This window comes from Sphingomonas sp. URHD0057, assembly GCF_000620665.1.
Taxonomy (GTDB): domain Bacteria; phylum Pseudomonadota; class Alphaproteobacteria; order Sphingomonadales; family Sphingomonadaceae; genus Sphingomicrobium.
Genome location: NZ_JIAU01000005.1, coordinates 526,810 through 549,356 on the forward strand (window position 1 = coordinate 526,810; position 22,547 = coordinate 549,356).

29 protein-coding genes are annotated in these 22,547 nt (G+C 65.2%); 19 read left to right on the forward strand and 10 right to left on the reverse strand.

Features of this window, described 5'->3' with window-relative positions; genetic code table 11:
* Window positions 1–122: 122 nt before the first annotated feature.
* Entirely contained in the window at window positions 123–422 is a 300-nt protein-coding gene (sciP, locus tag N539_RS0102875) for a CtrA inhibitor SciP (protein ID WP_028969044.1), read from the reverse strand.
* A gap of 387 nt (window positions 423–809) precedes the next feature.
* On the opposite strand from sciP, the gene mnmA reads away from it, so the two are divergent.
* From mnmA to N539_RS0102895, 3 genes are read left to right on the forward strand one after another with little or no spacing between them, the layout of a single operon-like run.
* The gene (gene mnmA, locus N539_RS0102885; RefSeq protein WP_037551755.1) at window positions 810–1,931 is read left to right on the forward strand and encodes a tRNA 2-thiouridine(34) synthase MnmA; all 1,122 of its coding nucleotides are present in this window, start codon (window positions 810–812) and stop codon (window positions 1,929–1,931) included.
* Window positions 1,915–2,385 carry an NUDIX domain-containing protein gene (locus N539_RS0102890; protein ID WP_028969211.1) on the forward strand — a complete coding sequence of 157 codons (471 nt, stop codon included), beginning with the start codon at window positions 1,915–1,917 and terminating at the stop codon, window positions 2,383–2,385. Before mnmA ends, N539_RS0102890 begins: the two co-directional genes overlap by 17 nt.
* Window positions 2,385–3,500, forward strand: a complete 1,116-nt coding sequence (locus tag N539_RS0102895) for an alpha/beta fold hydrolase (RefSeq protein ID WP_037551757.1) — start codon at window positions 2,385–2,387, stop codon at window positions 3,498–3,500. Before N539_RS0102890 ends, N539_RS0102895 begins: the two co-directional genes overlap by 1 nt.
* Here N539_RS0102895 and N539_RS0102900 read toward each other — a convergent pair.
* From N539_RS0102900 to pdxH, 4 genes are read right to left on the reverse strand one after another with little or no spacing between them, the layout of a single operon-like run.
* Window positions 3,445–3,879, reverse strand: a complete 435-nt coding sequence (locus tag N539_RS0102900; protein ID WP_443027616.1) for a YybH family protein — start codon at window positions 3,877–3,879, stop codon at window positions 3,445–3,447. The genes N539_RS0102895 and N539_RS0102900 overlap by 56 nt on opposite strands.
* The gene (locus tag N539_RS0102905; protein ID WP_028969049.1) at window positions 3,876–4,661 is read right to left on the reverse strand and encodes a PhzF family phenazine biosynthesis protein; all 786 of its coding nucleotides are present in this window, start codon (window positions 4,659–4,661) and stop codon (window positions 3,876–3,878) included. Before N539_RS0102905 ends, N539_RS0102900 begins: the two co-directional genes overlap by 4 nt.
* Window positions 4,658–5,593, reverse strand: a complete 936-nt coding sequence (locus tag N539_RS0102910; RefSeq protein ID WP_037551759.1) for a cation diffusion facilitator family transporter — start codon at window positions 5,591–5,593, stop codon at window positions 4,658–4,660. Before N539_RS0102910 ends, N539_RS0102905 begins: the two co-directional genes overlap by 4 nt.
* Entirely contained in the window at window positions 5,590–6,171 is a 582-nt protein-coding gene (pdxH, locus tag N539_RS0102915; protein ID WP_028969051.1) for a pyridoxamine 5'-phosphate oxidase, read from the reverse strand. The genes N539_RS0102910 and pdxH overlap by 4 nt, the downstream gene beginning before the upstream one ends.
* Before the next feature lie 81 nt (window positions 6,172–6,252).
* Here pdxH and N539_RS0102920 point away from each other — a divergent pair, with 81 nt between their 5' ends.
* From N539_RS0102920 to N539_RS0102935, 4 genes are read left to right on the forward strand one after another with little or no spacing between them, the layout of a single operon-like run.
* Window positions 6,253–7,227, forward strand: coding sequence for a DnaJ C-terminal domain-containing protein (locus tag N539_RS0102920; RefSeq protein ID WP_197018322.1), 975 nt, complete (start codon window positions 6,253–6,255; stop codon window positions 7,225–7,227).
* Between the two features lie 12 nt (window positions 7,228–7,239).
* Complete coding sequence (locus tag N539_RS15125) at window positions 7,240–8,274, forward strand: YihY/virulence factor BrkB family protein (RefSeq protein ID WP_081774145.1); 1,035 nt, start codon at window positions 7,240–7,242, stop codon at window positions 8,272–8,274.
* The gene (fabI, locus tag N539_RS0102930) at window positions 8,271–9,074 is read left to right on the forward strand and encodes an enoyl-ACP reductase FabI (protein ID WP_028969053.1); all 804 of its coding nucleotides are present in this window, start codon (window positions 8,271–8,273) and stop codon (window positions 9,072–9,074) included. Before N539_RS15125 ends, fabI begins: the two co-directional genes overlap by 4 nt.
* A complete protein-coding gene (locus tag N539_RS0102935) occupies window positions 9,074–9,343 on the forward strand; it encodes an acylphosphatase (RefSeq protein WP_037551761.1) in 270 nt (89 codons plus the stop codon). The genes fabI and N539_RS0102935 overlap by 1 nt, the downstream gene beginning before the upstream one ends.
* Here N539_RS0102935 and N539_RS17575 read toward each other — a convergent pair.
* Window positions 9,340–9,801 (reverse strand): DUF6789 family protein, encoded by a 462-nt coding sequence (locus tag N539_RS17575; protein ID WP_028969055.1) that lies wholly within the window; start codon window positions 9,799–9,801, stop codon window positions 9,340–9,342. The two genes, N539_RS0102935 and N539_RS17575, sit on opposite strands and share 4 nt — an antisense overlap.
* Before the next feature lie 2 nt (window positions 9,802–9,803).
* Entirely contained in the window at window positions 9,804–11,093 is a 1,290-nt protein-coding gene (locus tag N539_RS0102945) for an adenylosuccinate synthase (RefSeq protein WP_028969056.1), read from the reverse strand.
* 70 nt (window positions 11,094–11,163) lie between these two features.
* On the opposite strand from N539_RS0102945, the gene N539_RS18350 reads away from it, so the two are divergent.
* From N539_RS18350 to N539_RS0102965, 5 genes are all read left to right on the forward strand, one after another.
* Entirely contained in the window at window positions 11,164–11,382 is a 219-nt protein-coding gene (locus N539_RS18350) for a hypothetical protein (protein ID WP_156029722.1), read from the forward strand.
* Window positions 11,379–11,660: a CopG family ribbon-helix-helix protein gene (locus tag N539_RS15135; protein ID WP_081774146.1), complete on the forward strand. Its 282-nt coding sequence runs from the start codon at window positions 11,379–11,381 to the stop codon at window positions 11,658–11,660. The genes N539_RS18350 and N539_RS15135 overlap by 4 nt, the downstream gene beginning before the upstream one ends.
* Entirely contained in the window at window positions 11,657–11,935 is a 279-nt protein-coding gene (locus N539_RS0102955; RefSeq protein WP_028969057.1) for a type II toxin-antitoxin system RelE/ParE family toxin, read from the forward strand. The genes N539_RS15135 and N539_RS0102955 overlap by 4 nt, the downstream gene beginning before the upstream one ends.
* 62 nt (window positions 11,936–11,997) lie before the next feature.
* Complete coding sequence (locus tag N539_RS15140; protein ID WP_081774147.1) at window positions 11,998–13,026, forward strand: cation diffusion facilitator family transporter; 1,029 nt, start codon at window positions 11,998–12,000, stop codon at window positions 13,024–13,026.
* A gap of 24 nt (window positions 13,027–13,050) precedes the next feature.
* Window positions 13,051–13,305, forward strand: coding sequence for a hypothetical protein (locus N539_RS0102965; protein ID WP_028969058.1), 255 nt, complete (start codon window positions 13,051–13,053; stop codon window positions 13,303–13,305).
* Between the two features lie 76 nt (window positions 13,306–13,381).
* On the opposite strand, the gene serA is transcribed toward N539_RS0102965, so the two are convergent.
* On the reverse strand, window positions 13,382–14,935 hold the full coding sequence (gene serA / locus N539_RS0102970) for a phosphoglycerate dehydrogenase (RefSeq protein ID WP_037552020.1): 1,554 nt from the start codon (window positions 14,933–14,935) through the stop codon (window positions 13,382–13,384).
* Window positions 14,936–14,967: 32 nt separating this feature from the next.
* Window positions 14,968–16,101 carry a phosphoserine transaminase gene (locus tag N539_RS18355; protein WP_028969060.1) on the reverse strand — a complete coding sequence of 378 codons (1,134 nt, stop codon included), beginning with the start codon at window positions 16,099–16,101 and terminating at the stop codon, window positions 14,968–14,970.
* Window positions 16,102–16,465: 364 nt separating this feature from the next.
* Here N539_RS18355 and N539_RS0102980 point away from each other — a divergent pair, with 364 nt between their 5' ends.
* Together N539_RS0102980 and N539_RS0102985 are read left to right on the forward strand one after the other, a co-directional pair.
* Window positions 16,466–17,521 carry a M23 family metallopeptidase gene (locus tag N539_RS0102980; protein ID WP_028969061.1) on the forward strand — a complete coding sequence of 352 codons (1,056 nt, stop codon included), beginning with the start codon at window positions 16,466–16,468 and terminating at the stop codon, window positions 17,519–17,521.
* A gap of 49 nt (window positions 17,522–17,570) precedes the next feature.
* On the forward strand, window positions 17,571–17,900 hold the full coding sequence (locus N539_RS0102985; protein ID WP_028969062.1) for a HesB/IscA family protein: 330 nt from the start codon (window positions 17,571–17,573) through the stop codon (window positions 17,898–17,900).
* A gap of 21 nt (window positions 17,901–17,921) precedes the next feature.
* Here the strand turns inward: N539_RS0102985 and N539_RS18360 are convergent, their stop codons facing one another.
* The gene (locus N539_RS18360; protein WP_156029724.1) at window positions 17,922–18,086 is read right to left on the reverse strand and encodes a hypothetical protein; all 165 of its coding nucleotides are present in this window, start codon (window positions 18,084–18,086) and stop codon (window positions 17,922–17,924) included.
* Window positions 18,087–18,363: 277 nt separating this feature from the next.
* Here N539_RS18360 and N539_RS0103000 point away from each other — a divergent pair, with 277 nt between their 5' ends.
* The 5 genes from N539_RS0103000 to N539_RS18905 all read left to right on the forward strand — a co-directional run bounded on the left by N539_RS0103000 (window position 18,364) and on the right by N539_RS18905 (window position 22,538).
* Window positions 18,364–19,107, forward strand: coding sequence for a helix-turn-helix domain-containing protein (locus N539_RS0103000; RefSeq protein ID WP_028969063.1), 744 nt, complete (start codon window positions 18,364–18,366; stop codon window positions 19,105–19,107).
* Between the two features lie 23 nt (window positions 19,108–19,130).
* On the forward strand, window positions 19,131–19,904 hold the full coding sequence (xth, locus tag N539_RS0103005; protein ID WP_028969064.1) for an exodeoxyribonuclease III: 774 nt from the start codon (window positions 19,131–19,133) through the stop codon (window positions 19,902–19,904).
* A 508-nt stretch (window positions 19,905–20,412) separates the two neighbouring features.
* On the forward strand, window positions 20,413–21,087 hold the full coding sequence (locus N539_RS0103010) for an imm11 family protein (RefSeq protein WP_028969065.1): 675 nt from the start codon (window positions 20,413–20,415) through the stop codon (window positions 21,085–21,087).
* 154 nt (window positions 21,088–21,241) lie between these two features.
* The gene (locus tag N539_RS0103015) at window positions 21,242–22,030 is read left to right on the forward strand and encodes a hypothetical protein (RefSeq protein WP_028969066.1); all 789 of its coding nucleotides are present in this window, start codon (window positions 21,242–21,244) and stop codon (window positions 22,028–22,030) included.
* Between the two features lie 22 nt (window positions 22,031–22,052).
* Window positions 22,053–22,538: a hypothetical protein gene (locus tag N539_RS18905; RefSeq protein WP_028969067.1), complete on the forward strand. Its 486-nt coding sequence runs from the start codon at window positions 22,053–22,055 to the stop codon at window positions 22,536–22,538.
* Window positions 22,539–22,547 lie beyond the last annotated feature (9 nt).

Below are 22,547 nucleotides of genomic sequence, written 5' to 3' on the forward strand. Positions count from 1 at the left end.
GACGCGTGACGCGCGGAAGTTGTTCCGGAATCGGAAGGGTCTGTCCAGCTTTATGGTTATCAGCCGGGCGGCGCTAGCTCGCTCAAGGCTGCAGGTGTCGGCGCCGCAGTATGCAGCGCGAATTAATAGCGCTGCTGCTTCTCATACTGGTCGCGGTACTGCTTGATGCGCGTCACTCGAAGCCCCGGCATGCCGCTGCGGTCGACGGCCCGCTGCCAGCTGGTGAATTCCTCGAGGCTCAAGGTGTAGCGCTTGCAGGCTTCGTCGACGGTCAGGAGCCCGCCGGCGACGGCGGCCACGACCTCGGCCTTACGCCGGACCACCCACCGCGTCGTCTCGCTCGGCGGCAACGACTCGACAGTCAGCGGCTCGCCGAGAGGTCCGATGACCTGGGCCGGACGAATCTTCTGGTTCTCGAGCATTCCGTCACACCTGCTTAATCATTGACACTGCAATGGGCTTAAGCCCGCTGCGTTGAAGATATTGTGAAACGCGCTGGTTAATTCCCCGGTCAGTCAGCCTTACGATCCTTTAACCCTGGTCCGTTTGCCGCGAAGGCGCCGCCCAGTTGCTTCATTGCCTCCGGCCAACCTTCGCTCGCCGAAAGATAGCAAGCGATGGCGTCCTCGCGGGACAGCCCCGCGCCCCCCGGCGCATTGCCGAGCAAGGCGAGAAGCTCGTCCAGGGTGAGCGGCCCATGCGTGTCTGAGTGAAAGTCACCCTCGTGACGCGCCAAAACCGCTGCCCTCCACTGTCTCTCCTGCTTCGACCCTAGCCGGGAGGAGTGAAATTCGGGTAAAGAGACCTTAATGCCCGTCAGCTTTGATCTGGATCGGCCGCTCCGGCAGGCCCGTGTCGTCGTCGCCATGTCCGGCGGCGTCGACAGCTCGGTCGCCGCCGCGCTCGCGGCTCGTACTGGCGCCGAGGTGATCGGCGTCACCCTGCAGCTCTACGACCATGGCGAAGCCGTGCGGCGCACCGGCGCTTGCTGCGCGGGCCAGGACATCTACGACGCCCGGCAAGCCGCCGACCGCCTCGGCGTCGCTCATTACGTGCTCGATTACGCGAGCCGCTTTCGCGACGGCGTGATCGACCGCTTCGTCGATGAATATGCGCGAGGGCGGACGCCGGTGCCGTGCGCGTCGTGCAACCAGGGCGTGAAGTTCGTCGACCTGATCGCGTTCGCGCGCGAGCTCGGCGCCGACTGCCTGGCGACCGGCCACTATGTGCAACGGCTGGTCAGGAACGGGCGTGCCGAGCTGCACAAGGGAGCCGATCCGCGCCGCGATCAGAGTTACTTCCTCTACGGCACTACGGGCGAGCAGCTCGATTTCCTGCGCTTTCCGCTCGGCCATATGCCCAAGGACGAGGTGCGCGCGATCGCCGCGGACATCGGGCTGGAAGTCGCCGCCAAGCCTGACAGCCAGGACATCTGCTTCGTTCCCGACGGCGATTACGCCGGGCTGGTCAAGCGCCTGCGGCCTGCAACCGAAGCGCCGGGCGAGATCGTCGATACCTCGGGGCGGGTGCTGGGGGCTCATCGAGGCATTGTCCATTTCACCATCGGCCAACGGCGCGGAATCGAGATCGGCGGCCAACGCGAGCCGCTCTACGTGGTGAGGATTGAGCCCGACACGCGGAGGATCGTCGTCGGGCCGCGGCGCGCGCTTGCGGTGAGTGCGATGCGCGTCGCCGACTGGAACTGGCTCGGCGAGGACCAGCGCGAACTGACGGTCAAGGTGCGCTCGCTCGCGCCGCCGGTCGCGGCGACGCGCGACGGCGATTGGATTCGCTTCGCCGGCTCCGAATATGGGGTTGCGCCGGGTCAGGCCGCGGTTGTCTACGACGGCACGCGATTGCTTGGCGGAGGTTCGATCGCCGAGACCGTCTCGGCGCCGCTGGAGGTCGTGGTGGATGCCGCCGCCGCCTAGCGCCGGCATTTTGCTGTTCCGTCAGCGCGCCGGCGCCACCGAAGTGCTGCTGATCAAGCCCGGTGGCCCGTTCTGGCGCAACAAGGATGCGGGCGCGTGGATGATCCCCAAGGGCATGGTCGAACCGGGCGAGCGGCCGGCCGAGGCGGCGCTACGGGAGTTCGAGGAGGAGACCGGCACTCGGCTCGCCATCGTCCCCTTTCCCCTCGCGACCGTACGACAGGCGGGCGGTAAGATGGTCGAAGCCTTCGCCGCCGAAGGGGATCTCGATGTGGATCGGATCAGCAGCATCGAGTTCGAGATCGAATGGCCGCCGAGAAGCGGCCGGCAGCAGCGCTTTCCGGAAGTCGAGGCGGCGCGCTGGATGGCGCTCGACGAAGCGCGCGCCATGATGCTTCCGAGCCAGCTCCCGCTGCTCAATGCGCTCGAAGTCAAATTGAAGGCAGATCACTGATGTTCTTATTGTTTGCCGCGCTAGCCCTTCAGCCGACCACTCCGCCGAGCGGCTGGGGCGCGCCCGCGCCCGTCGCCACCAGAGTTTGGCCAACCCGCGAAGGCGATGTGGCCTTGCGCAAGTTCCGCTTCCGGTCGGGCGAATTCCTGCCGGAGGTGCGGATGCATTTCACGACCTTGGGCGCCCCACACCGCGACGCGACCGGCACGATCGACAATGCGGTGATGGTGCTTCACGGCACCGGCGGCGACGGCAAGCAGTTCCTTCGTCCGCAGTTTGCAGACGAGCTGTACGGGCCCGGCCAGCCGCTCGACATCCGCCGCTATTTCATCATCCTTCCCGACAATCTCGGGCACGGCAGATCTTCGAAGCCGTCCGACGGGCTTCGGATGAGGTTTCCGAAATATGATTATGACGACATGGTCGAGGCGCAGCGCCGGATGCTGGTGGAAGGGCTGGGCGTCACTCGATTGCGCCTGATCTTCGGCACGTCGATGGGCTGCATGCACGCTTTCGTGTGGGGCGAGACTTTTCCCACCTTCGCGCGGGCGCTGATGCCGATGGCCTGTGAGCCGATCGAAATCGCCGGACTCAACCGCATGTGGCGCCAACTTGCCATCGACGGGATTGAGGCCGACCCGACGTGGCGGGGCGGCAATTACGCAAGCCAACCGGTGCAGGGACTGAGGACCGCCGAATCGCTGTTGTTCGTCGCGGGATCGGCACCGCTTTATTACCAGGCGCAATATCCAACGCGGCAGGCGGCGAGCGGCTATGCCGAGGACCGTGTCGCCTCGGGGATCCAGGAGCTGGACGCGAACGACCTCATCTACCAGCTCGATTCCTCGCGAAACTACAATCCGTGGCCGAAGCTGGAGGCGATCACCGCGCCGATGACGTGGATCAATTCGGCCGACGATTTCATCAACGCGCGCAACCTGCCGATCCCACCGAAGGCCATCAGGCGAATGCCCAACGCGCGTTTCCGGCTGATTCCGGAGACGGCCGAGACGCACGGCCACGGCACCCACACTTGGGCCAAGTTCTGGAAAGCCGACCTCAGCGCGCTTCTGGCGCGGTCGGAAGGTCGTAGGCCGAAACGTGGTTCACCGTGATCAGCCAGTGGCCACGGACCTTGCGGAACAGGCGGGTATTGATGCCCTCGGTGACGCGCTGCCCGCGTGTGAGCCGGTACTGACCGATCAACATTGCCGCGTCGGGGCTGAGCACGTGCACCTTCATGTTATAAAAATGGAGCCTACCCCGTCGCTCGGGTGAACCGCCATAGTCGCGCACATAATGGTCGAGCGTGCCCTGCCAGCCGTCCTGAAATTTGCCGCCGGAGACGAACACCACATCGGGGTTCTTGAAGCCGGCCATGTAGCCGCGAAAATCGCCGCGGTTCCACGCCGTCTCCATGCGCTCGATGACGCCGAGAATCGCTGCGCGCTCCGCGACCGGTGAAACAAGCAGCGCGAGGGCGATCAGGCTCACAGTTGGAACTGGCCGACGATGACCGTGTGACACTCGCCGCCGAGAACGACCCGGTTGCCCGCCAGGCGGCAATGGAGCAGGCCGCCGCGCTTGCTCGCCTGGAGCGCGGTGAATTCGTTGCGGCCGAGGCGCTCGGCCCAATAAGGAACGAGCGCGGCGTGGGCGGAGCCCGTCACCGGGTCCTCGTCGATCCCGCAATAAGGGACGAACACGCGGGTCGCGATGGTCTCGCGGTCACCGCGCGCGGTGACGCAGGCCATGCGGTGGATCTTGCCCAGGGCCGAGAAGTCGGGCTGGACTGCGCGCACCGCGGCCTCATCGGCGACTTCGATCACCGCGGAGTCGTTGAAACCCTCGGCGAGCCAGATCGGCGCATCGGGCAGGCCGAGCGCGCGCATCAGCTCGGGCTCACGTGTCTCGGTCAGGTTCGCGGCCGGGAGGTCGAGCTCGAGCGATTCGCCGCGGCGGCTGACGGTCAGGATTCCCGACTGAGTCGCGAAGCGCACCGGCTGGCCGGTCATCAGCACGTGGCCGGCGGCGATCGTCGCGTGACCGCACAGCTCGACCTCGTTGGTCGGGGTGAACCAGCGCAGGTCGTAATCGGCCTCGGCATCGTCGCGGGGGACCGTGAACGCCGTCTCGCTGAGATTATTCTCGGTGGCGATCGCCTGCATAAGCGCATCGTCGAGCCAGCGCTCGAGCGGCATCACCGCCGCGGGATTGCCGGTCAGCGGAGCCCCGGTCGTGAAGGCATCGACCTGGAAAAACGGCGTGCTGGTCATGTCGCGCGTTCCGTAAGTTCCTGGGGCAACAGCGTCTCCCGGTCGGTCTGCCCCTGCGGGTCGACGTGGATCAGGATCTCGGTGCCGGGGAAGCGCCGTTGAAGCTCCTCCTCCACGCGGTCGAGCCGGTCGTGGGCTTGCTGCACCGTCCAATCGGCCGGAACCCAGACGTGGAACTGGGCGAAGCGGACCGTGCCGCTCGAGCGGGTGCGGAGGTCGTGGAGCCCCTCGAGCTCGGGATAGTCGCTGCATGCCGTGAGAAAGTGCTGCCGCTCCTGTTCCGGCCATTCGCGGTCCATCAGCTGGTTGACCGCCTCGCCCGAGGCGCGCCATCCGCCCCACACTAGCCAAAAGGCAATCGCGATGCCGAATGCGGCGTCGGCGCCGGCGATATGCAGCGCCTGGTCGAGTACCAGCGCGACGATCACCGCGCCGTTGAGCATCAGGTCGGACTTGTAGTGGACGTTGTCGGTCTTGATCGCGACCGAACCGGTGCGGGCGATCACCCGCCGCTGATATGACAGCAGGATGAAGGTGAAGGCGATCGCGAGCAGCGACACGGCGATGCCCGCTCCCATCGCCTCGGTCTGGGCGCCGTGGATCAGCCGGTCGGTCGCGCGCCAGCCGATGCCGACCGCGGAAACGCCAATGAGCACGACTTGGGCAAGCGCGACGAGCGCTTCCGCCTTGCCATGACCGAAGCGATGGTCGCTGTCCGCGGGGATTGCGGCGATGCGGACGCCGACCAGCGTGGTGAGGCTGGCGATTACGTCGAGCGCAGTGTCGACGAGGCTGCCGAGCATCGCCGTCGAGCCCGTCGCATAGGCCGCCCAGGCCTTGGCGATCAGCAGGATCAGCGCGAGCGTGACGCTGGCGAGCGCCGCGCGCGTCGACAGCGCCGAATGCTCGGCGGCGAGCTTCGCGGTGGTCATGGGTAGAGCAGCCAACTGGTCCAAGGCCCGTCTGTCTGGGCCAAGAACATACGTCGTTCATGCAGACGATGCGGCCGATCCTGCCAGAATTCAAAGACGAGGGGGACAAGCCTGAAGCCTCCCCAATAGGGAGGTCGGGGCACGGTTTGACCCTCAAAGCGCTTCTTCATCTCTTCATACTGGGCCTCGAAGATTTCACGACACTCGAGAGGCCGAGATTGCTTTGACGCCCAAGCTCCCAACTGGGAGTCTCGGGATCGAGTCGCGAAGTAGGCGTCCGCTTCCTCGTCGGAGACGCGCTCGACTTCGCCCTCAATCCTCACCTGGCGGCGAAGAGTCTTCCAGTGGAAGAGCAATGCGGCCGACGGGTTTACGCTCAACTCGCGCCCCTTCGCGCTTCCCTCATTGGTGTAGAAAACGAACCCCTCCGGACCATGGCCCTTGAGCAGCACAATGCGGACCGTCGGATTGCCGACCTCATCGGCCGTCGCGAGCGCCATCGCTTCGGGATCGTTCGGCTCGCTCGCCCGCGCCTCGGCGAGCCACGCATCGAACAGTGCAAAAGGGTCGGTGGGCATCTGCGCCGCCGCTTAGGCTTGGAGCGCATCCGCCCGCAACCCATCTGGTCAGGCCGGTATGGTTACGGCATGGAGCGATCGATGGCTCTGGACCTCTATCAACGGCTCGGTGTCGCGCGCGGCGCGAGCGAGCAGGAGATCAAGAAAGCCTATCGCAGTCTTGCCAAGCAGCTTCACCCCGATCGTAACAAGGACAAGCCCGACGCCGCGAAACGCTTCGGCGAGATCACCCAGGCCTATGACCTGCTGTCGGACAAGGACAAGCGCGCCCGCTACGACCGCGGGGAGATTGACGAGGAAGGCAATCCCAAGATGCCGTTCGGGTCGGGCTTCGGGGGCTATTCGGGCGCAGGCGGCGCGCAGGGCGGCCCGGGCGGTGCCGGTTTCGAAAACTTTCGGGAAGGCTTTGGCGGCGCGGATCCGGCCGATCTCAGCGACCTGTTCGAAGGATTGTTCGGTGCCACGCAGGGAATGCGCGGCCGCCAGGGCGGGAGCGGGAACTTCGGCGGCTTTCGCCAGCGCGGGCGCGCTCCGCAGAAAGGTGTGGACGTGGCTTACCGGCTGAAGGTGCCGTTCATCGACGCGGTGGCCCTGAAGCCGCAGCGGATCACGCTCAGCGACGGCAAGACGATCGACCTCAAGCTTCCGCAGGGACTGGAGGACGGAACGCGCATCCGGCTTTCGGGCAAGGGCGAGGACGGGCCGGCGGGCCGCGGCGATGCCTTCGTCACAATCGAGATCGAGCCTCACCGTTTCTTCTCGCGGGACGGCAACAACATTCGGCTGACGCTTCCGGTCACGCTCAAGGAGGCGGTGCTCGGCGCGAAGGTGAAGGTTCCGACGCCCGAGGGCAACGTCATGCTCACCATCCCCAAGGGGACGAGCTCGGGCAAGGCCCTGCGCCTGAAAGCACGGGGTTTCACCTCGAAGGACGGCAAACGCGGCGATCAGCTCGTCACGGTCGAGATCGATGTGCCGGCGGGCGACCCCGAGCTGGAGGGATTCGCCGAGCGCTGGAGCGGCGGGGGCAACCCGCGGACGAGCCTCGGGGTTTAGCCCGCCTGGCCCATGCGTGACATCTCTCCCCAATCGCCCGAGGCAAGGCGCAAGCGGCTGGCGAGCATGCGTGCCGCCTTCGGCACCGAGGTCGAAGAAAAGCTCAAGCCCAAGGTCACGGCGTGGGAAGTGGTCAAACGGGTTGCGATCGGCGTCTATAACGACGGCTTCATTCACGCCGGCAATCTCGCCTACCTCGCGATCCTCGCTCTATTCCCCTTTTTCATCCTCGCCGCCGCCGTCGCGCATTTGCTCGGGCAGAGCCAGGATGCGCAGCTGACCGTCTTCAACATCCTGCGCCGGCTTCCGCACAATGTCGCCGACACGCTGCAGGAGCCGATCAAGGAAGTCCTGACGGCGCGCACCGGCAGCTTGTTGTGGCTCGGCGGGATCGTCGGGCTGTGGACCGCAGCGAGCTTCATCGAGACCATCCGCGACATCCTCCGCCGCGCGTTCGGAGTAAAGTATTGCGCGCCGTTTTGGGAATACCGGCTGGGCTCGATCCTGATCATCCTCGGCGCCGTCCTCTTGTTGATGATCTCGTTCGCGGCAAGCGTCGCGCTAAGCTCGATCCATCACTTCATCGTCGAGTGGTTCCCATTCGCCGAGGGGGTCGGCAGCCGGCTCGGCATCTACCGCATTGTCCCGGCGCTGACGCTGTTCTTCACCTTCTACGTGCTGTTCTACGCGTTGACCCCGAAGCGGTACCGCAAACGCGATTGCAAGAAGTGGCCGGGCGCGCTGCTGATCACGGCCTGGTGGCTGGCGACGGTCGAGATCCTGCCCAACATCCTCGGCCTCCTCGGCGGCTACAGCCTGACCTACGGAAGCCTCGCCGGAGTAATGATCAGCCTCATCTTCTTCTTCGTCATTGGCCTTGGGGTCGTGACCGGGGCCGAACTGAACGCGGCGCTGGCGGAAGGCGGCGCGACCGCGCTAAAGGGCGAGGTCTATACAGGGCCGTACACCGACCAGCTGGAAGTCGAGGAACCGCAGCCCGGTGAGGACGTGAAAGTCGAACTGGAAACAGAGGGGCCGCAACTTTGACGGGATTGATGAAGGGAAAGCGCGGGCTGATCATGGGCCTGGCCAATGACCGCTCGCTCGCCTGGGGCATCGCGCGCGCGGTCGCTGACCAGGGCGCGGAGCTCGCTTTCGCCTACCAGGGCGAGGCGCTGGAGAAGCGGGTGCGGCCGCTGGCCGGCGAGCTCGGCTCCGATCTGCTGATCGATTGCGACGTCAGCAGCATGGCCGCGCTCGACGCGGCGTTCGCCGAGCTCGGTAAGCGCTGGGACGGGCTCGACTTCGTGGTCCACGCCATCGGCTATTCGGACAAGAATGAGCTGCGCGGGAAGTTCGTCGACACGTCGATGGACAATTTCCTGATGACCATGAACATCTCGGTCTACAGCTTCGTCGCGGTTGCGCAGCGCGCGCGGGCGATGATGAAGCCGGGCGGGTCGCTGCTGACGCTCACTTATTACGGCGCCGAAAAGGTGATCCCGCATTACAATGTGATGGGCGTCGCCAAGGCTGGGCTCGAGGCCAGCGTGCGCTACCTCGCGATGGACCTCGGTCCCGAGGGCGTCCGCGTGAATGCGATTTCAGCGGGGCCGATCAAGACCCTGGCGGCGAGCGGGATCGGCGACTTCCGCTACATCATGAAGTGGAACGAGTATAATTCGCCGCTCCGCCGCAACGTGACGATCGAGGATGTCGGCGGCGCCGGACTCTATCTCCTGTCCGACCTGTCCGGCGGGGTTACGGGCGAAATCCACCACGTCGACGCGGGGTACAACGTGGTCGGCATGAAGGCCGAGGATGCGCCGGACATCAGCACGGTGTGATGATCGCCCGGCACGTCAGCGTGACCGGGCGAGTGCAGGGCGTCTTCTTTCGCGTCTGGATGCAGCAACAGGCGCAAGCGCTTGGAGTGACCGGCTGGGTGCGGAATTGTCCGGACGGCCGCGTCGATACGCATGTCGAAGGCGAGGAAGCGGCGGTTCGGACGCTAATCGAGAGACTGCGTCAGGGGCCGCCGGCGGCGCATGTCGAAAACGTGCGGGAGTGGGATGTCGAGCCGTGCGACTTCGACGATTTCGAGGTGCGCCACTAGGGCCGGGCGGTCGCGGCCCAAGTCACCGAAATCGCAGCGCCGACCGCGAGCATGACGCCGAGCCAGCAAGCGAGCTCGAGCGCGACCAGCGGCAGCGGCTCGAGCATGACATTCCACGGCAAGTAGAATTCGAACCATGGGAAACTCAGCGCCCAGGCGATCAGGCCGAACGCGAGGCCGCGTCGAAGCGCCGATCGGCCCGGCAATCGGTCGCCGACCCAGGCGAAGACGGCGGCGTGACATTGGGCGATCATCATCAATCCGACCGGCACGATCCAGAGAGCCCCTGCCATCCGCGGCGGCTGTTCGGGATCGGCCATAACGTTCATAAACTTCGCGCTTTGCAGCCCCGGATCGCCGAGGATCGACTGGGCCGGGCCGAACAACAGCAGCATTGCGGCGATCCAGGCGAGCCCGCCCGCAAGGCCGGAAAGGAGGCTGCGCGCCGCGGCGTTCACGTCTAGCCCCCGAACGGGTCGCGGACGAGGATGGTGTCGTCGCGCTCGGGCGAGGTCGACACCAGCGCCACCGGGCAGCGGATCAGCTCCTCGATGCGGCGGACATATTTGATCGCGCGGGCGGGCAAGTCCGCCCAGCTGCGCGCGCCGCGCGTCGAGCCCGGCCAGCCCTCGATTTCCTCGTAAATGGGCTCGACCCGCATCTGGTCGGCGGCGTGCGGCGGGAGGTAGTCGAACTTCTCGCCGCCGATCGAATAGCCGTTACAGATTTTCACCGTCTCGAAACCGTCGAGCACGTCGAGTTTGGTCAGCGCGATGCCGGTGATGCCCGAGACCGCGACGGCCTGGCGCACCAGCACCGCGTCGAACCAGCCGCACCGGCGCCGCCGCCCGGTCACCGTGCCGAACTCGTGGCCGCGCTCGCCGAGCTTTTCGCCGACCTCATTCTCCTGCTCGGTCGGGAAGGGGCCGGAACCGACGCGGGTGGTGTAGGCCTTGGCGATACCGAGCACGAAGCCGGCCGCGCTCGGCCCGATCCCGCTGCCCGATCCGGTCGTCCCGGCGACGGTGTTGGAGGAGGTGACGAACGGATAGGTGCCGTGATCGACATCGAGCAGCACGCCCTGGGCGCCTTCGAACAGGATGCGCTTGCCCTTGCGCAGGGCGGTATCGAGGTCGCGCCACACAGGCTTGGCAAAAGGCAGGACGAAGCCGGCGATCGCGGCGAGGTCGGCTTTCAAGCGATCGCGGTCGACCGGCGGCTCGCCGAAGCCGGCGCGGAGCGCGTCATGATGCGCGCACAGGCGGTCCAGCAGCGGCCCTAGGTCATCGAGGCGGGCGAGGTCGCAGACCCGAATCGCGCGGCGGCCGACCTTGTCCTCGTAGGCGGGGCCGATGCCGCGCCGCGTCGTCCCGATCTTGCCGGCGCCGGACGCGTCTTCACGCAGCGCATCGAGATCGCGGTGGATGGGCAGGATCAGCGGGCAAGTCTCGGCGACCATCAGCACGTCGGGCGTGACCGCGATGCCCTGGCCGGCGATCTTCTCGACCTCCGCTTTCAGTGCCCATGGGTCGAGTACGACGCCGTTGCCGATCACGGAAGGGGTGCCGCGGACGATGCCCGAGGGGAGGAGGGAGAGCTTGTAGGTCTGCTCGCCGACGACGAGGGTATGGCCGGCGTTATGGCCGCCCTGGAAGCGCACCACCATGTCGGCGCGGCTCGCCAGCCAGTCGACGATCTTTCCCTTGCCTTCGTCGCCCCACTGGGCGCCGATGACGGTCACGTTTCCCACGTCGCGTCCTTGTTTTGAGCGGTCCGCAAGCTCCTACGGGCGAAGCGTGGGCACGTCCAGCGGACGGCGATTGAACAACGCCGGCCAGAAAGAACTCAAAGCCGCCGGGGAGGTGACGGGGCGCGCCCTCCATTTTGGACGAGAAACAGGGTTCTTGATCTGTTCTCTTCAGATTATCTTTGGACCATCCGTCGAGCGGCAGGGCGCGCATGACATCAACGCTTGGCGAAATGCGAGTATTGCTCCACATTGGAGCTTATTGTTTTTGATTTTTAATGATTGGAAATGAAGATGGCCGACGTTGGACGCGTGGTTACCGCGAAACTGCCCGATGATTTGGTTTCGTTAATGGACGAGGTCGCCGACCGAATTGACAGGAGCAAGAGTTGGATCGTGCGGCAGGCGATCACCGAGTGGCTGGCCGAGGAACAACGTCGTTACGAGCTGACCCTGGAGGCGCTTCGTGACGTCGATGAAGGGCGAACAATTTCCCACGAAGAGGTGTTAGGCATGGTCAGCGATCGCAAACGAAAGCAGCGCGAGACGCGGGCCAGATCTGCGGCATGAACGTTGTTTGGACATCAACGGGATGGGCTGATGTCGAACGATTGTACGCATTCCTTGCGGAGCACGACATCGATGCAGCGGATGCCATTTTCGACGCGTTAGTCGATGCGCCGACCGAACTACTGACGTTTCCTCGCCGCGGCTCGCGGCTGAGCGAGTTTGATCCACGAGAAATTCGGGAATTCCGTGTTGGCAGATACCTGCTCCGTTATGAGGTGATCGGTGCGAACGTGGTCGTTCTGAGATTCTTCCACGTCCGAGAAGATCGTTTCTGAGTGTTGTCGACGTTCAACGTTTGAATTGAACCGATGCGGCTCGCGCGCCGTTCTGTGCGACGGTGGCCCAACATACCTCCAGGACCGCGATCGTCGCCGCCCTCGTCGGCAACCTGCTGATCGCCGTGACCAAAGGTGTCGCGGCGGCCGTGTCAGGCAGCTCGGCAATGCTCAGCGAATCCGTCCATTCGCTCGTCGACACCGGCAACGAGGTCCTGCTGCTTTACGGCCTGAAGCGCGCCGCGAAGCCGCCCGACAAGCTCCATCCCTACGGCTACGGCCGGGAGCTTTATTTCTGGAGTTTCGTCGTCGCGCTCCTGATCTTCGCGGTCGGCGCCGGCATCTCCGCCTATGAAGGCGTCCTCCACATCCGTCATCCGGAACCGATGCGACAGGTGTGGATCAACTTCCTTGTGCTCGGCCTCGCGGCGATTTTCGAAAGCGTGTCGTGGTGGTTCGGCTGGAAGGCGTTTTCGCGGGTGCGCCAGTCGCGATCGATCTGGGACGCATTCGTTGCCAGCAAGGATCCGACCACTTTCATGGTCCTGTTCGAGGACACCGCCGCGTTGCTGGGCATCGCGATCGCGGCGGTCGCGACCTTCCTTTCGTGGCGGTTGGAGCGTCCGTGGATCGACGGCGCGGGCTCGATCCTGATCGGTGCCGTGCTCGCGGTCGTCGCCGTTTTACTCGCCCGCGAAAGCAAGGAGCTGCTGATCGGGGAGCGGGCCTCTCCCGAGCTCAGTGCCGCGATCCGCGCCAAGGCGTCGGAGGATTCGTGCGTGCGGAGGGTCGTCGATATCACGACCGTGCAAATGGCGCCGGATCAAGTGATTGCCACGATCGCCGTCGAGATCGACGACGACTTGCGAGTGTTGGAAGTTCAGGAGCTGATTGAGAGCGTCGAACAGTCGCTTCGTGATCGCTTCCCTCAATTGCTTCGGGTCTTCGTCCGCCCCATGGCACCGGACTCTCAGGAACAGAGCGGCATCGGAAGCCCAGATTCGACCGCTCCGGTTGTTGGTCCTCCGGAACAGAAAACGGCCGCGGCGCGTATTGCGCAATCGGAAGTTCCGGGCGCCCGCACGGACTGACCGACAACTGCAGGGGATTGAACGATGAAACTGACCAGCACTCTCGCCGTCGCTCTCGCGCTGGGCGCGCTCGCGGCTTGCAACAAGAGCCCGACCGACCAGGCGGCCGACAACATCGAGGCGAATTACGACAACGCCGCGGACACGATGGAAGCCAATGTCGACAATGCCGCCGAGGCGATGCAGGCGAATACCGCAAACGCCGCCGACGCGCTGCGCAACGAAGGCGACCAAAAGGCCGCCGAGGCGAGCAACGCCGCGACCAACAACGCGCAGTAACGCTCAAGACCGGTCCATCCGCACGCAGGTGGGCTGGCACAAGGGCGCTCCGGTCACGGGGCGCCCTTTTCGTTGGCTAGAAGCTCAGTGGAACGACGTCGAGGACGCCGGGCAGCGCGGCAAGCTGGCGGGCGACGTCGGGCGTGATCGGGTCGTCGACTGAGACCAGCGCGACGGCTTCGCCGCCGGCGTCGCGCCGGCCGAGGTTGAAGGTGGCGATATTGATGCCGTTCTCGCCGAGCTTCGTTCCGAGCGCTCCAATGAAGCCCGGCGCATCGGTGTTGACGATGTAGATCATTTGGCCAGTGAGCTCGGCCTCGACCATGATGCCGAAGATGCTGACCAAGCGCGGCGCGCGATTGCCGAACAACGTGCCCTCGACCCGCTTGGGGCCATGGTCGGTGCCGACCGTCACCGCGACCAGCGTATGATAGTCGCCCTCACCCTCGTTGCGGATTTCGCGGACCGCGAGCCCGCGTTCCTTCGCCAGATAGGGCGCGTTGACCATGTTCACCGTGTCCGACCAGGTACCCATCAGGCCGGCCAACACCGCGCCGGTGATCGGCTTGATGTTGAGCTCCGCGGCATGACCCTCGACCTCGATGTCTATCGAGCGGATTTCGGTCCCGGCGATCTGGCCGACCAGGCGCCCGAGTTTCTCGGCGAGCCCCATGTACGGCTTGAGCCGCGGCGCTTCTTCCGCCGACAGCGACGGCACGTTGACCGCATTGCTGATCCCACCGAGCAGCAGGAAATCGCTCATCTGCTCGGCGATCTGGATCGCGACATTGACCTGGGCCTCGTTGGTCGACGCGCCGAGATGCGGCGTGCAAATCAGGCCCGGCGTGCCGAACAGCGGGTTCGCCTTCGCCGGCTCTTCCGAGAAGACGTCGAGGGCGGCTCCGGCGACATGGCCGCTGTCGAGCGCGTCCTTCAATGCCGTCTCGTCGATCAGTCCGCCGCGCGCGCAATTGACGATGCGCACGCCGGGCTTGGTCTTCGCCAGCGCGTCACGGCTTAAAATGCCGCGGGTCTGATCGGTCAGGGGGGTGTGCAAGGTGATGAAGTCGGCGCGGGCGAGCAGCTCGTCGAGCTCGACCTTGTCGACGCCGAGCTCGACCGCGCGTTCGGGCGACAGGAACGGGTCGTAGGCCGCGACCTTCATCTTGAGGCCGTGGGCGCGGTCGGCGACGATCGAGCCGATGTTGCCACAGCCGATCAGGCCGAGGGTCTTGCCGGCGAGCTCGACGCCCATGAAGCGGTTCTTCTCCCACTTGCCGGCCTGGGTCGACTGGTCGGCCTTCGGGATCTCGCGAGCGAGCGCGAACAGCATGGCGATCGCGTGCTCGGCGGTGGTGATCGAATTGCCGAACGGGGTGTTCATGACGACGATGCCGCGGGCCGAGGCGGCGGGCACGTCGATGGTGTCGACGCCGATGCCGGCCCGGCCGATCACCTTGAGACGGGGCAGCGCAGCGTCCATCGCCGCCGCATTGACCTTGGTCGAGCTGCGCACCGCGAGGCCGTCGTACTCGCCGATGATCGCGGCAAGGTCGCCGGAAGAGAGGCCCGGCTTATCGTCGACCACGATCCCGCGCTCGCGGAACACTGCGGCGGCCTTCGGGTCCATTTTGTCGGCGATGAGGACGCGCACTTGCCCGGTCACTTCACTTGCTCCCACGCCCAGTCGAGCCACGGCCCGAGCGCTGCGATATCCGCGGTGTCGACGGTGGCTCCGCACCACACTCGCAATCCTGGCGGGGCGTCGCGGTAGGCGCCGATGTCGTAGGCCGCGCCTTGCGCTTCGAGCAGCTTCACGAGCGCCTTCTGCCGGCCCTTGTTCGCTTCGGCGTCGGAGCGGTCGGCGAATTGCAGGCAGACCGAGGTGTTCGAACGGATCGCGGGGTTGCTGGCGAGGTGCTCGATCCAGGGCGCCGATTGGACCCAGCGGTCGAGCGCCGCGGCGTTGGCATCGGCGCGCCCGATCAAGGCCGGCAGCCCGCCGAGCGCTTCGGCCCATCCGATCGCGAACAGCCAGTCCTCCACGCAGAGCATCGAGGGGGTGTTGATCGTTTCCCCCCTGAAGATGCCGTCGATCAGCTTCCCGCTTTTGGTCAGCCGGAAGATTTTCGGCAGCGGCCGCGGCGCCGGCTGGTTTTCGAGCCGCTCGACGGCGCGCGGGCTGAGCACGAGCATGCCATGGGCCGCTTCTCCGCCGAGTGCTTTCTGCCAGCTGAAGGTGCCGACATCGATCTTGGCCCAGTCGATCGCCTGCGCGAAGGCGGCCGAGGTCGCGTCGCAAATGGTGAGGCCGCCGCGATCGGCCGCGATCCAATTTGCATCGGGGACGCGGACGCCGCTGGTCGTGCCGTTCCAGGTGAAGACCAGGTCGCTGGCCGGATCGATGCCGGAGAGATCGGCAATCTCGCCATAGTCGGCGGTGCGGATTTCGGCATCGAGCTTGAGCTGCTTGGCAACGTCCGTGACCCAGCCTTCACCGAAGCTCTCCCACGCCAGCATCGTGACCGGGCGTGGGCCGAGCAGCGACCAAATCGCCATCTCCATCGCGCCGGTGTCGGAAGCGGGCACGATGCCGAGCCGGTAATCGGCGGGCAGGCCGAGCAGCGCATGGGTGCGCTCGATCGCTTCGGCGAGACGCACTTTGCCGATCGCCCCGCGATGGGAGCGGCCGAGCGCCGCCGAATCTAGCCTCGAAGCGCTCCAGCCCGGAGGCTTGGCGCAAGGGCCTGATGAAAAATGAGGACGCGCTGGAAGCGCGGTAGGACGGTCAACCAAATCACTCTCCTCGCAGAGAGCACGCGCCGCGTTGGGACGGCGTGGCCCGCCGCCGCTTCTAAGGCCGATTGCGGCGGGGGCAAGGCGGCGCGAAAGATTCGCGAGTCTCCTTCGGCAACGGTGTGGTTTCGTCCGGGGGGACGGGCGCGAAACGACCGGTTTGAACGACTCATCGTGCTTACCCCGCACTTCATCCCGCCATGGGACGAGCGAGGTTGAAATCATTAACCAATCAGGGACAGACCTGCTCACGCCGGTTCGCGAAGGGCAATATGCGGATTGGCGTCGGGGGCTGGGGAGCTCCTTTATCGAAGGTTTGCGAACGCGTCTTTTGGCGTGTCGTGGCGTATTGGAGCGAGGGTTCATGGCGCAAGTTCTGGCGGCGGCCAACACACTGTTCCGGGACCGCGATTTCTTTATCCACGACGGGTCCCGCCTGCGCCGCTTCCGTGTCTCCGCGCCGTTTCAAGCCTTCCTTTTCCTGATTGTGATGATGCTGGTCGGCTGGGCGAGCTTCGCCACCGCGCGGCTCGTCGCGCGCCCGCACGGCGTGGCGGCGATGGGCCTGTCGGCGGCGACCGAGGCGCGCGCCCGGCAGATCGAGCAACGCCAAGCGCTGATCGAAGCCGCCTTCAAGGGCGAGTCGGTCGATCCGACTCTTCTGTCCGCCGCTGCCGCCGATGGCGCTGTGGTCGGCGAGGGGCCGCTTGGCCGCGTCGAGCGCAAGCAGCTCGAGCAGGCGGCGCTGGCAGCCGCCGCTCTGGATGTTCGTTACAAGGTCACCGCCGCCGAGCTCAAGCGGCTCGGCATTACGCCTGCTCGTGTCGGCAGCGATGGCGGGGTCGGCGGTCCGTTCGAAAGCGCCGGCAACGCGACGTTCAAGGCGCTGTTCAACAGCTGGAAAAAGCTCGACCAGCTGCAAGACGGCGTGATCGCGGTTCCGTCCGACAAGCCGGTCAAGATGAATGTCGAGTTCACCAGCGGCTTCGGCGTCCGCTCGGATCCGTTCCACGCCGGCGCCGCGATGCACCCGGGCATCGACCTTGCAGGCTCCTACGGCACTCCGATCTATGCGACCGCCGACGGCACCGTGCTTCGCGCCGGGTGGAACTCGGGCGGCTACGGCAACCTCGTCGAAGTCGACCACGGCCGCGGCATCACCACCCGCTACGGCCATATGTCCGCCATCCTCGTCCGCGACGGCGACCACATCACCCGCGGCCAGCAGATCGGCCGCATGGGTTCGACGGGTCGGTCGACCGGGAATCATCTCCATTACGAGGTTAGAATTGACGGACGCGCGGTGAACCCGATCCCGTTCATGAAGTCGACCGACTATGTCCTCGCGATGCAGCGCCGCGCCAATGCCGCGCCGATGGAATCGCTGGCGATCGGCGGACCGCAGTCGGCCAAGCGCTGACCCAAGCGCTGACATTGTCCGCGCCCCGCGCGGTCCCTATCTTGGCTCCGTGACCGAGCCGCAAATCACTCTGACTGAAAATGCCGCGAAGCGCGTCGCCTGGATCGCCGAGCGCCAGTCGAAGCCGGCCGTCCTCCGGCTGGCTATCGATGGCGGCGGCTGCGCGGGCTTCACCTACAAGTTCGAGCTTGGCAGCCCCGAAGCGGACGACGCCGTTGCCGAGACCGATGGGGTCAAGCTGGTCGTCGATCCGGTCAGTCTCGACCTGGTCAAAGGCTCGGCGGTCGATTTCGTCGAGGAGCTCGGCGGAGCGGCATTCCGGGTCACCAACCCCAATGCGCAATCCGGTTGCGGCTGCGGATCCAGCTTCAGCGTCTAGGCGGCGTGCCGCGCGGCGCGACTAGAGAGCGAAGCTGGCGGCGCGGCGACGCGGGATGCGCCGGACGCGCTTGAGCAGCGGGAGCGAGCGCCTGGTCTCGCGCGGCGTCTCCTCGACCAGCCCGCGCTCGACCGCATCGGCCAGCGCCGCGCGGGCGAGCGCCAAGTCGGACCACAGCGGGCTCATAGCGGGAATGCCGTGGCGCCGGTCACGAGCTGGACCGCGAGCAGGATCGTCGTGATGACGATCCACGCCCCGAAACCCGTTGTCGCCCTGTCGCTAAGCACTGCCTGTCCCCCGGTCGCTGAAAATGTAAGTGCGCCGGCGATGCTAATGCGTTCACCGCGAGCACGCCGCTACGGGATTGTCCGGCAAATGTTCGCATCGAAGCGATCCGGAACACGCAACCGTTGACGAAATGTGCGGAAATGTGCGGAGATGTCCGGACCAAGGGGCCGAGTCCATGTCCAACGAGCTCAGTACCGAAGGCAGCGCAGCCGTCGCGCTTCTCGTGCGCGAAGAGCTCGCGCGCCGGCGGCTGTCGCGGCAATGGCTCGCCGACCAAGCGAAGGTCAGCCTGTCGACGATCGAGAAGGCCCTGGCCGGGAGCCGGCCGTTCACCCTGGCGACGGTGGTGCGCCTCGAAGATGCGCTCGGCACCAGCCTGCGCGGCGCCCGCCCGAGCGCCGAACCGGCGGCGAGAACGTTCGCGCCCGACTCGATGGGTGCCTATGCGCGGCCCGCGGTGCAATGGCTCGAGGGTACCTATCTGACTTTGCGCCCGTCTTTCAGCGAGAGCGGGGCGGTATTCGCCTATTTGACCTCGATCGCCTGGGACGATGCTGGCGGCCACCTGACCTTCGCCGAAGCGGCGCGTACCGACGCCGAATATGAGCAGAAAGGTTTCGTGTCTTTCCCCAATCTGTCGGGCACGATCTACCTCGTGACGATCTTCGAGGGTCAATATCGCGTGGCGATTCTCAACCGCCCGGTCGGCCGGGCGGCGATGAGCGGCATCCTCCTCACCCTCGCCGCGGGAGAGGGCGCGCAATTGACTCCGGCCGCGGTCCCGCTGGCCTTGCTGCCGACGAGCGCGCGCGCCGAATCCGAGGTTGGCGTAATCCGCGACGGCGATCGCTGCTATGCCGAGTATCGCGAATGCGTCGATCGCATTACCCAACGCGGCTACGCACGCTTTCCGGACTGAGCCGGCGCCGCTAAGCGCGGCGCATGAAGCTTGCGACCTACAATCTGAACGGCATCCGCGCGCGGCTGCCGCGCCTCGTCGAATGGCTCGCGCGCGAGACGCCCGATGTGGTCTGCCTGCAGGAGCTCAAGTGCGCCGATGAATCGCTGCCGATCGCCGACATCGAGGCCGCCGGCTACGGCGCGGTGTGGCACGGCCAGAAAGGCTTCAACGGCGTCGCCGTCCTGGCCAAGGGCGAGGCGCCCCAGCTGAGGCGCGTCGGCCTTCCCGGCGACCCCGACGACACGCACAGCCGCTACATCGAAGCCGACGTGAACGGCCTCGTCGTCGGCTCGCTCTATTTGCCCAACGGCAATCCGGTCGGAACCGAGAAGTTCGACTATAAGATCCGGTGGATGGAGCGGCTGGAAGCGCATGCCGCGGCGCTGCTCGAGGACGAGCGGCCGGTGGTCCTGTGCGGCGACTGGAACGTCGTCCCCGAAGACCGCGACGTCTTCTCGGTGCGCGCCACCCAGCATGACGCGGTGATGCAGCCCGAGGCGCGCCAAACCTGGCGCCGGATCGTCCATCAGGGCTGGACCGACGCGCTCCGCGCTTTCCATCCCGACGAAGCCAAGCTCTACACCTTCTGGGACTATACGGCCGGCTGCTGGCAGCGCGACCTCGGCTTCCGGCTGGATCATCTGCTGTGCTCGCCCGAGGCCGCCGACCGGCTGCAGGGCGCGGGCGTCGACAAATGGGCGCGGGGGGAAGAGAAGGCCAGCGACCATGCGCCGACGTGGGTGGAGCTCAGCTAAACTTTGGAGCAGCTAATGTCTGCTCTGGGTGGAAAGCTGACGCTCTTGGCGCGTGAAGCAATTGTCCGAAATCCAGCTGCGTGTTTGCCTACAGGCACTTCTCCGACGGTTCGCGGGACCATTCGTTTTCCAGGAACTCTTCGTCGGCCGGCATAATCTTGCGAAAGCGATAGGGTTCAAAACCCCGCATAGGGGTGGGCAACGGCACACCCACCAGTGCGAGAGTTGGCGTGCCAAAGCGGGTCCGATTGACTCGCTCAATCCGACAAACCCGACCGCGCGTCAGTAGATGGTGGATGGGCACGATGGCGCGAATCAGACCCCTCTTGGGACCATTATCGATGCAAACCACAAGATCGCCGGCGCTGAACATGCACGAGGAACCTTCTCAGAGGGCAGTTTAGATCCCCACGTCGAACTAACATAATATTCGGCAACGTCTGCAAACCGCCAGGTGGTGGAAGGGCGTCATTTGAACCTCCCCGGCCGGGTCGGCTAGGATTGGGTGATGGCCTGGTACATCCAAACCATTCTTCTAGACGAAGATCGCCCCAAGGCGAGGCTCACGCCGGAAACGCTTGCAGCATACGAGAATGTCTGCGCCGCGATGACCGCAGAATATCAGAAACTTCCTAGGGACAATCCGCTCTGGGACACTGAATCCGTACAAATGATCAAGGGTTACGACATTCCGGAGTTCGAACCCCGCGTCGTAATCGTCAAGCGCCGTGCCCTTCCGTTGCCAGATATCATCAGCACCGGAGACGGCTGGCTGGTTAGCAACAAAGTGCGTCAGGAGATCGAGCGTATCGAGCCCGGAAGGCATCGATTTTTGCCAACGGCGTTGGAGTTCGACACGGGCGAGCGTGAGATCGACCTGTGGTCTTTTCTTATCATCCGAGGAAGGGTTGATTGCGTCGCCCTGGAAGCCTGCGTGAACGTGTTCAAACGGGTCTACAATCCGGACTTGCCCGATTTCTTCCGCTACTTGGCGGATTGGAGCAATGGGACGACTATCGCGCTTCGTCGGTCAAACATTGAGGGACGCGCAATCTGGTACGACTACAGGATTGACCGACGATTCATTTCCGACGGTTTCGCCGATTTCATTCAGCGCGAGAATATTCGCGGGTGGCGCCTCACGACTTGGGATAGGCCAAATCGAGCCATCGAGGTGGACTAACGATAAAGGCGGGAATGGACGCTGGGTGCGCTGAACGGTTCTATTTCGACCGCATAGCGTTGCGCTGCCGAAAGGAGTATGCTCCCGAGCGTGGCCGCCGTCCCGCTCGCGAGCCCGACCACGGAGTTCCAGATCACCACGACTGGAGGCCGTCATGCTCAAACTCACCACCGCATCCTCGCTCACCGTTGCCGCCGCATTGCTCGCGGCCGGCCCAGCGCAAGCCCGCACCGTCAGCATCCCGTTCGACGCGTCCAATTTCTCCGACCCGCTCGACATCGACAACACCTACTTCCCGCTCGAGGTCGGCGCGACCTTCACCTACAAGGCCGAGACCACGGAGGGCTGCGAGGTCGACGTTACGACGGTGACCAGCGACACGCGCGTCATCGACGGAGTCACGACCCGCATCGTCCACGACACGGCTTACGAAGGCGAGACCTGCACGACCGACCCCTCGGCGCTGGTCGAAGACACGCTCGATTATTACGCGCAGGATGATGCCGGCAACGTCTGGTACTTCGGCGAGGACAGCTACCCTTGCCCGATCGGCACCTGCCCACGCAGCGATGGCTCGTGGATCGCCGGCGAGGATCCGACCGACGCCATTCCCGGGACCATCATGCTTGCCCAGCCGCGCTCGGGCGACACTTATTATCAGGAGCAGGCGGCGGATGTTGCGTTGGACCAGGCGACGGTCACCTCGACGGGAGTGACGGTCAAGCTGCGCCGGGAGGACGCCTACCCGCCCGGCACGTTCAGCAATTGCATCGTGACCAAGGAATTTTCGGCGCTCGAAAAAGGCGCGATCGAGGAGAAGAGCTACTGCCCCGGCATCGGCAACGTCCTCGTCATAGAGCACCACGGGAAGGTCCTGCGCTCCGAGCTAACCAGCGCAGCGGCCAGCGCCCGCCGGTTTCGCGTCGTGCCGAAACAGCACTAGTCTCCCGCTTCGGAGAAAAGGCATGCTGAAGGGATTTGCCATCGTTTCCCTGTTGTGGGGAGCGCCGTCCTTCGCGGCGGCGCCGGGGAAGCTAAGTCATGCGGACGAGGTTGCGGCTTTCAAGGCAGCGGGCTTCAAGATGGTGGGCGGTCAATGGCAAAGCTGCGGCGATCCAGGCACCGACTCCTATCAAGCCGGCGCAATCGACACCGTGCACGATGTGAATGGCGATGGGCTGGCCGAAGTCGTCATCACCGAGGGCAGCACCTTCTGCTATGGGGCAGTCGAAACCGGGTTCGTCTTGCTGAGCAAGCAGACGGGCGGCAACTGGAAGGTTGTGACGGCCAATGCCGGCGTTCCGACGTTCCTCTCGACCAAAGGTGTCGGAAACTGGCCGGACATCGAAATCGGAGGCCCCGGTTTCTGCTTTCCCATCTATCGCTGGAACGGCCGCAAATACGCTTTGACGCGTCACCAATACGACGGGAAGGCCTGCCGGCCGAACTGACTTTCCAGC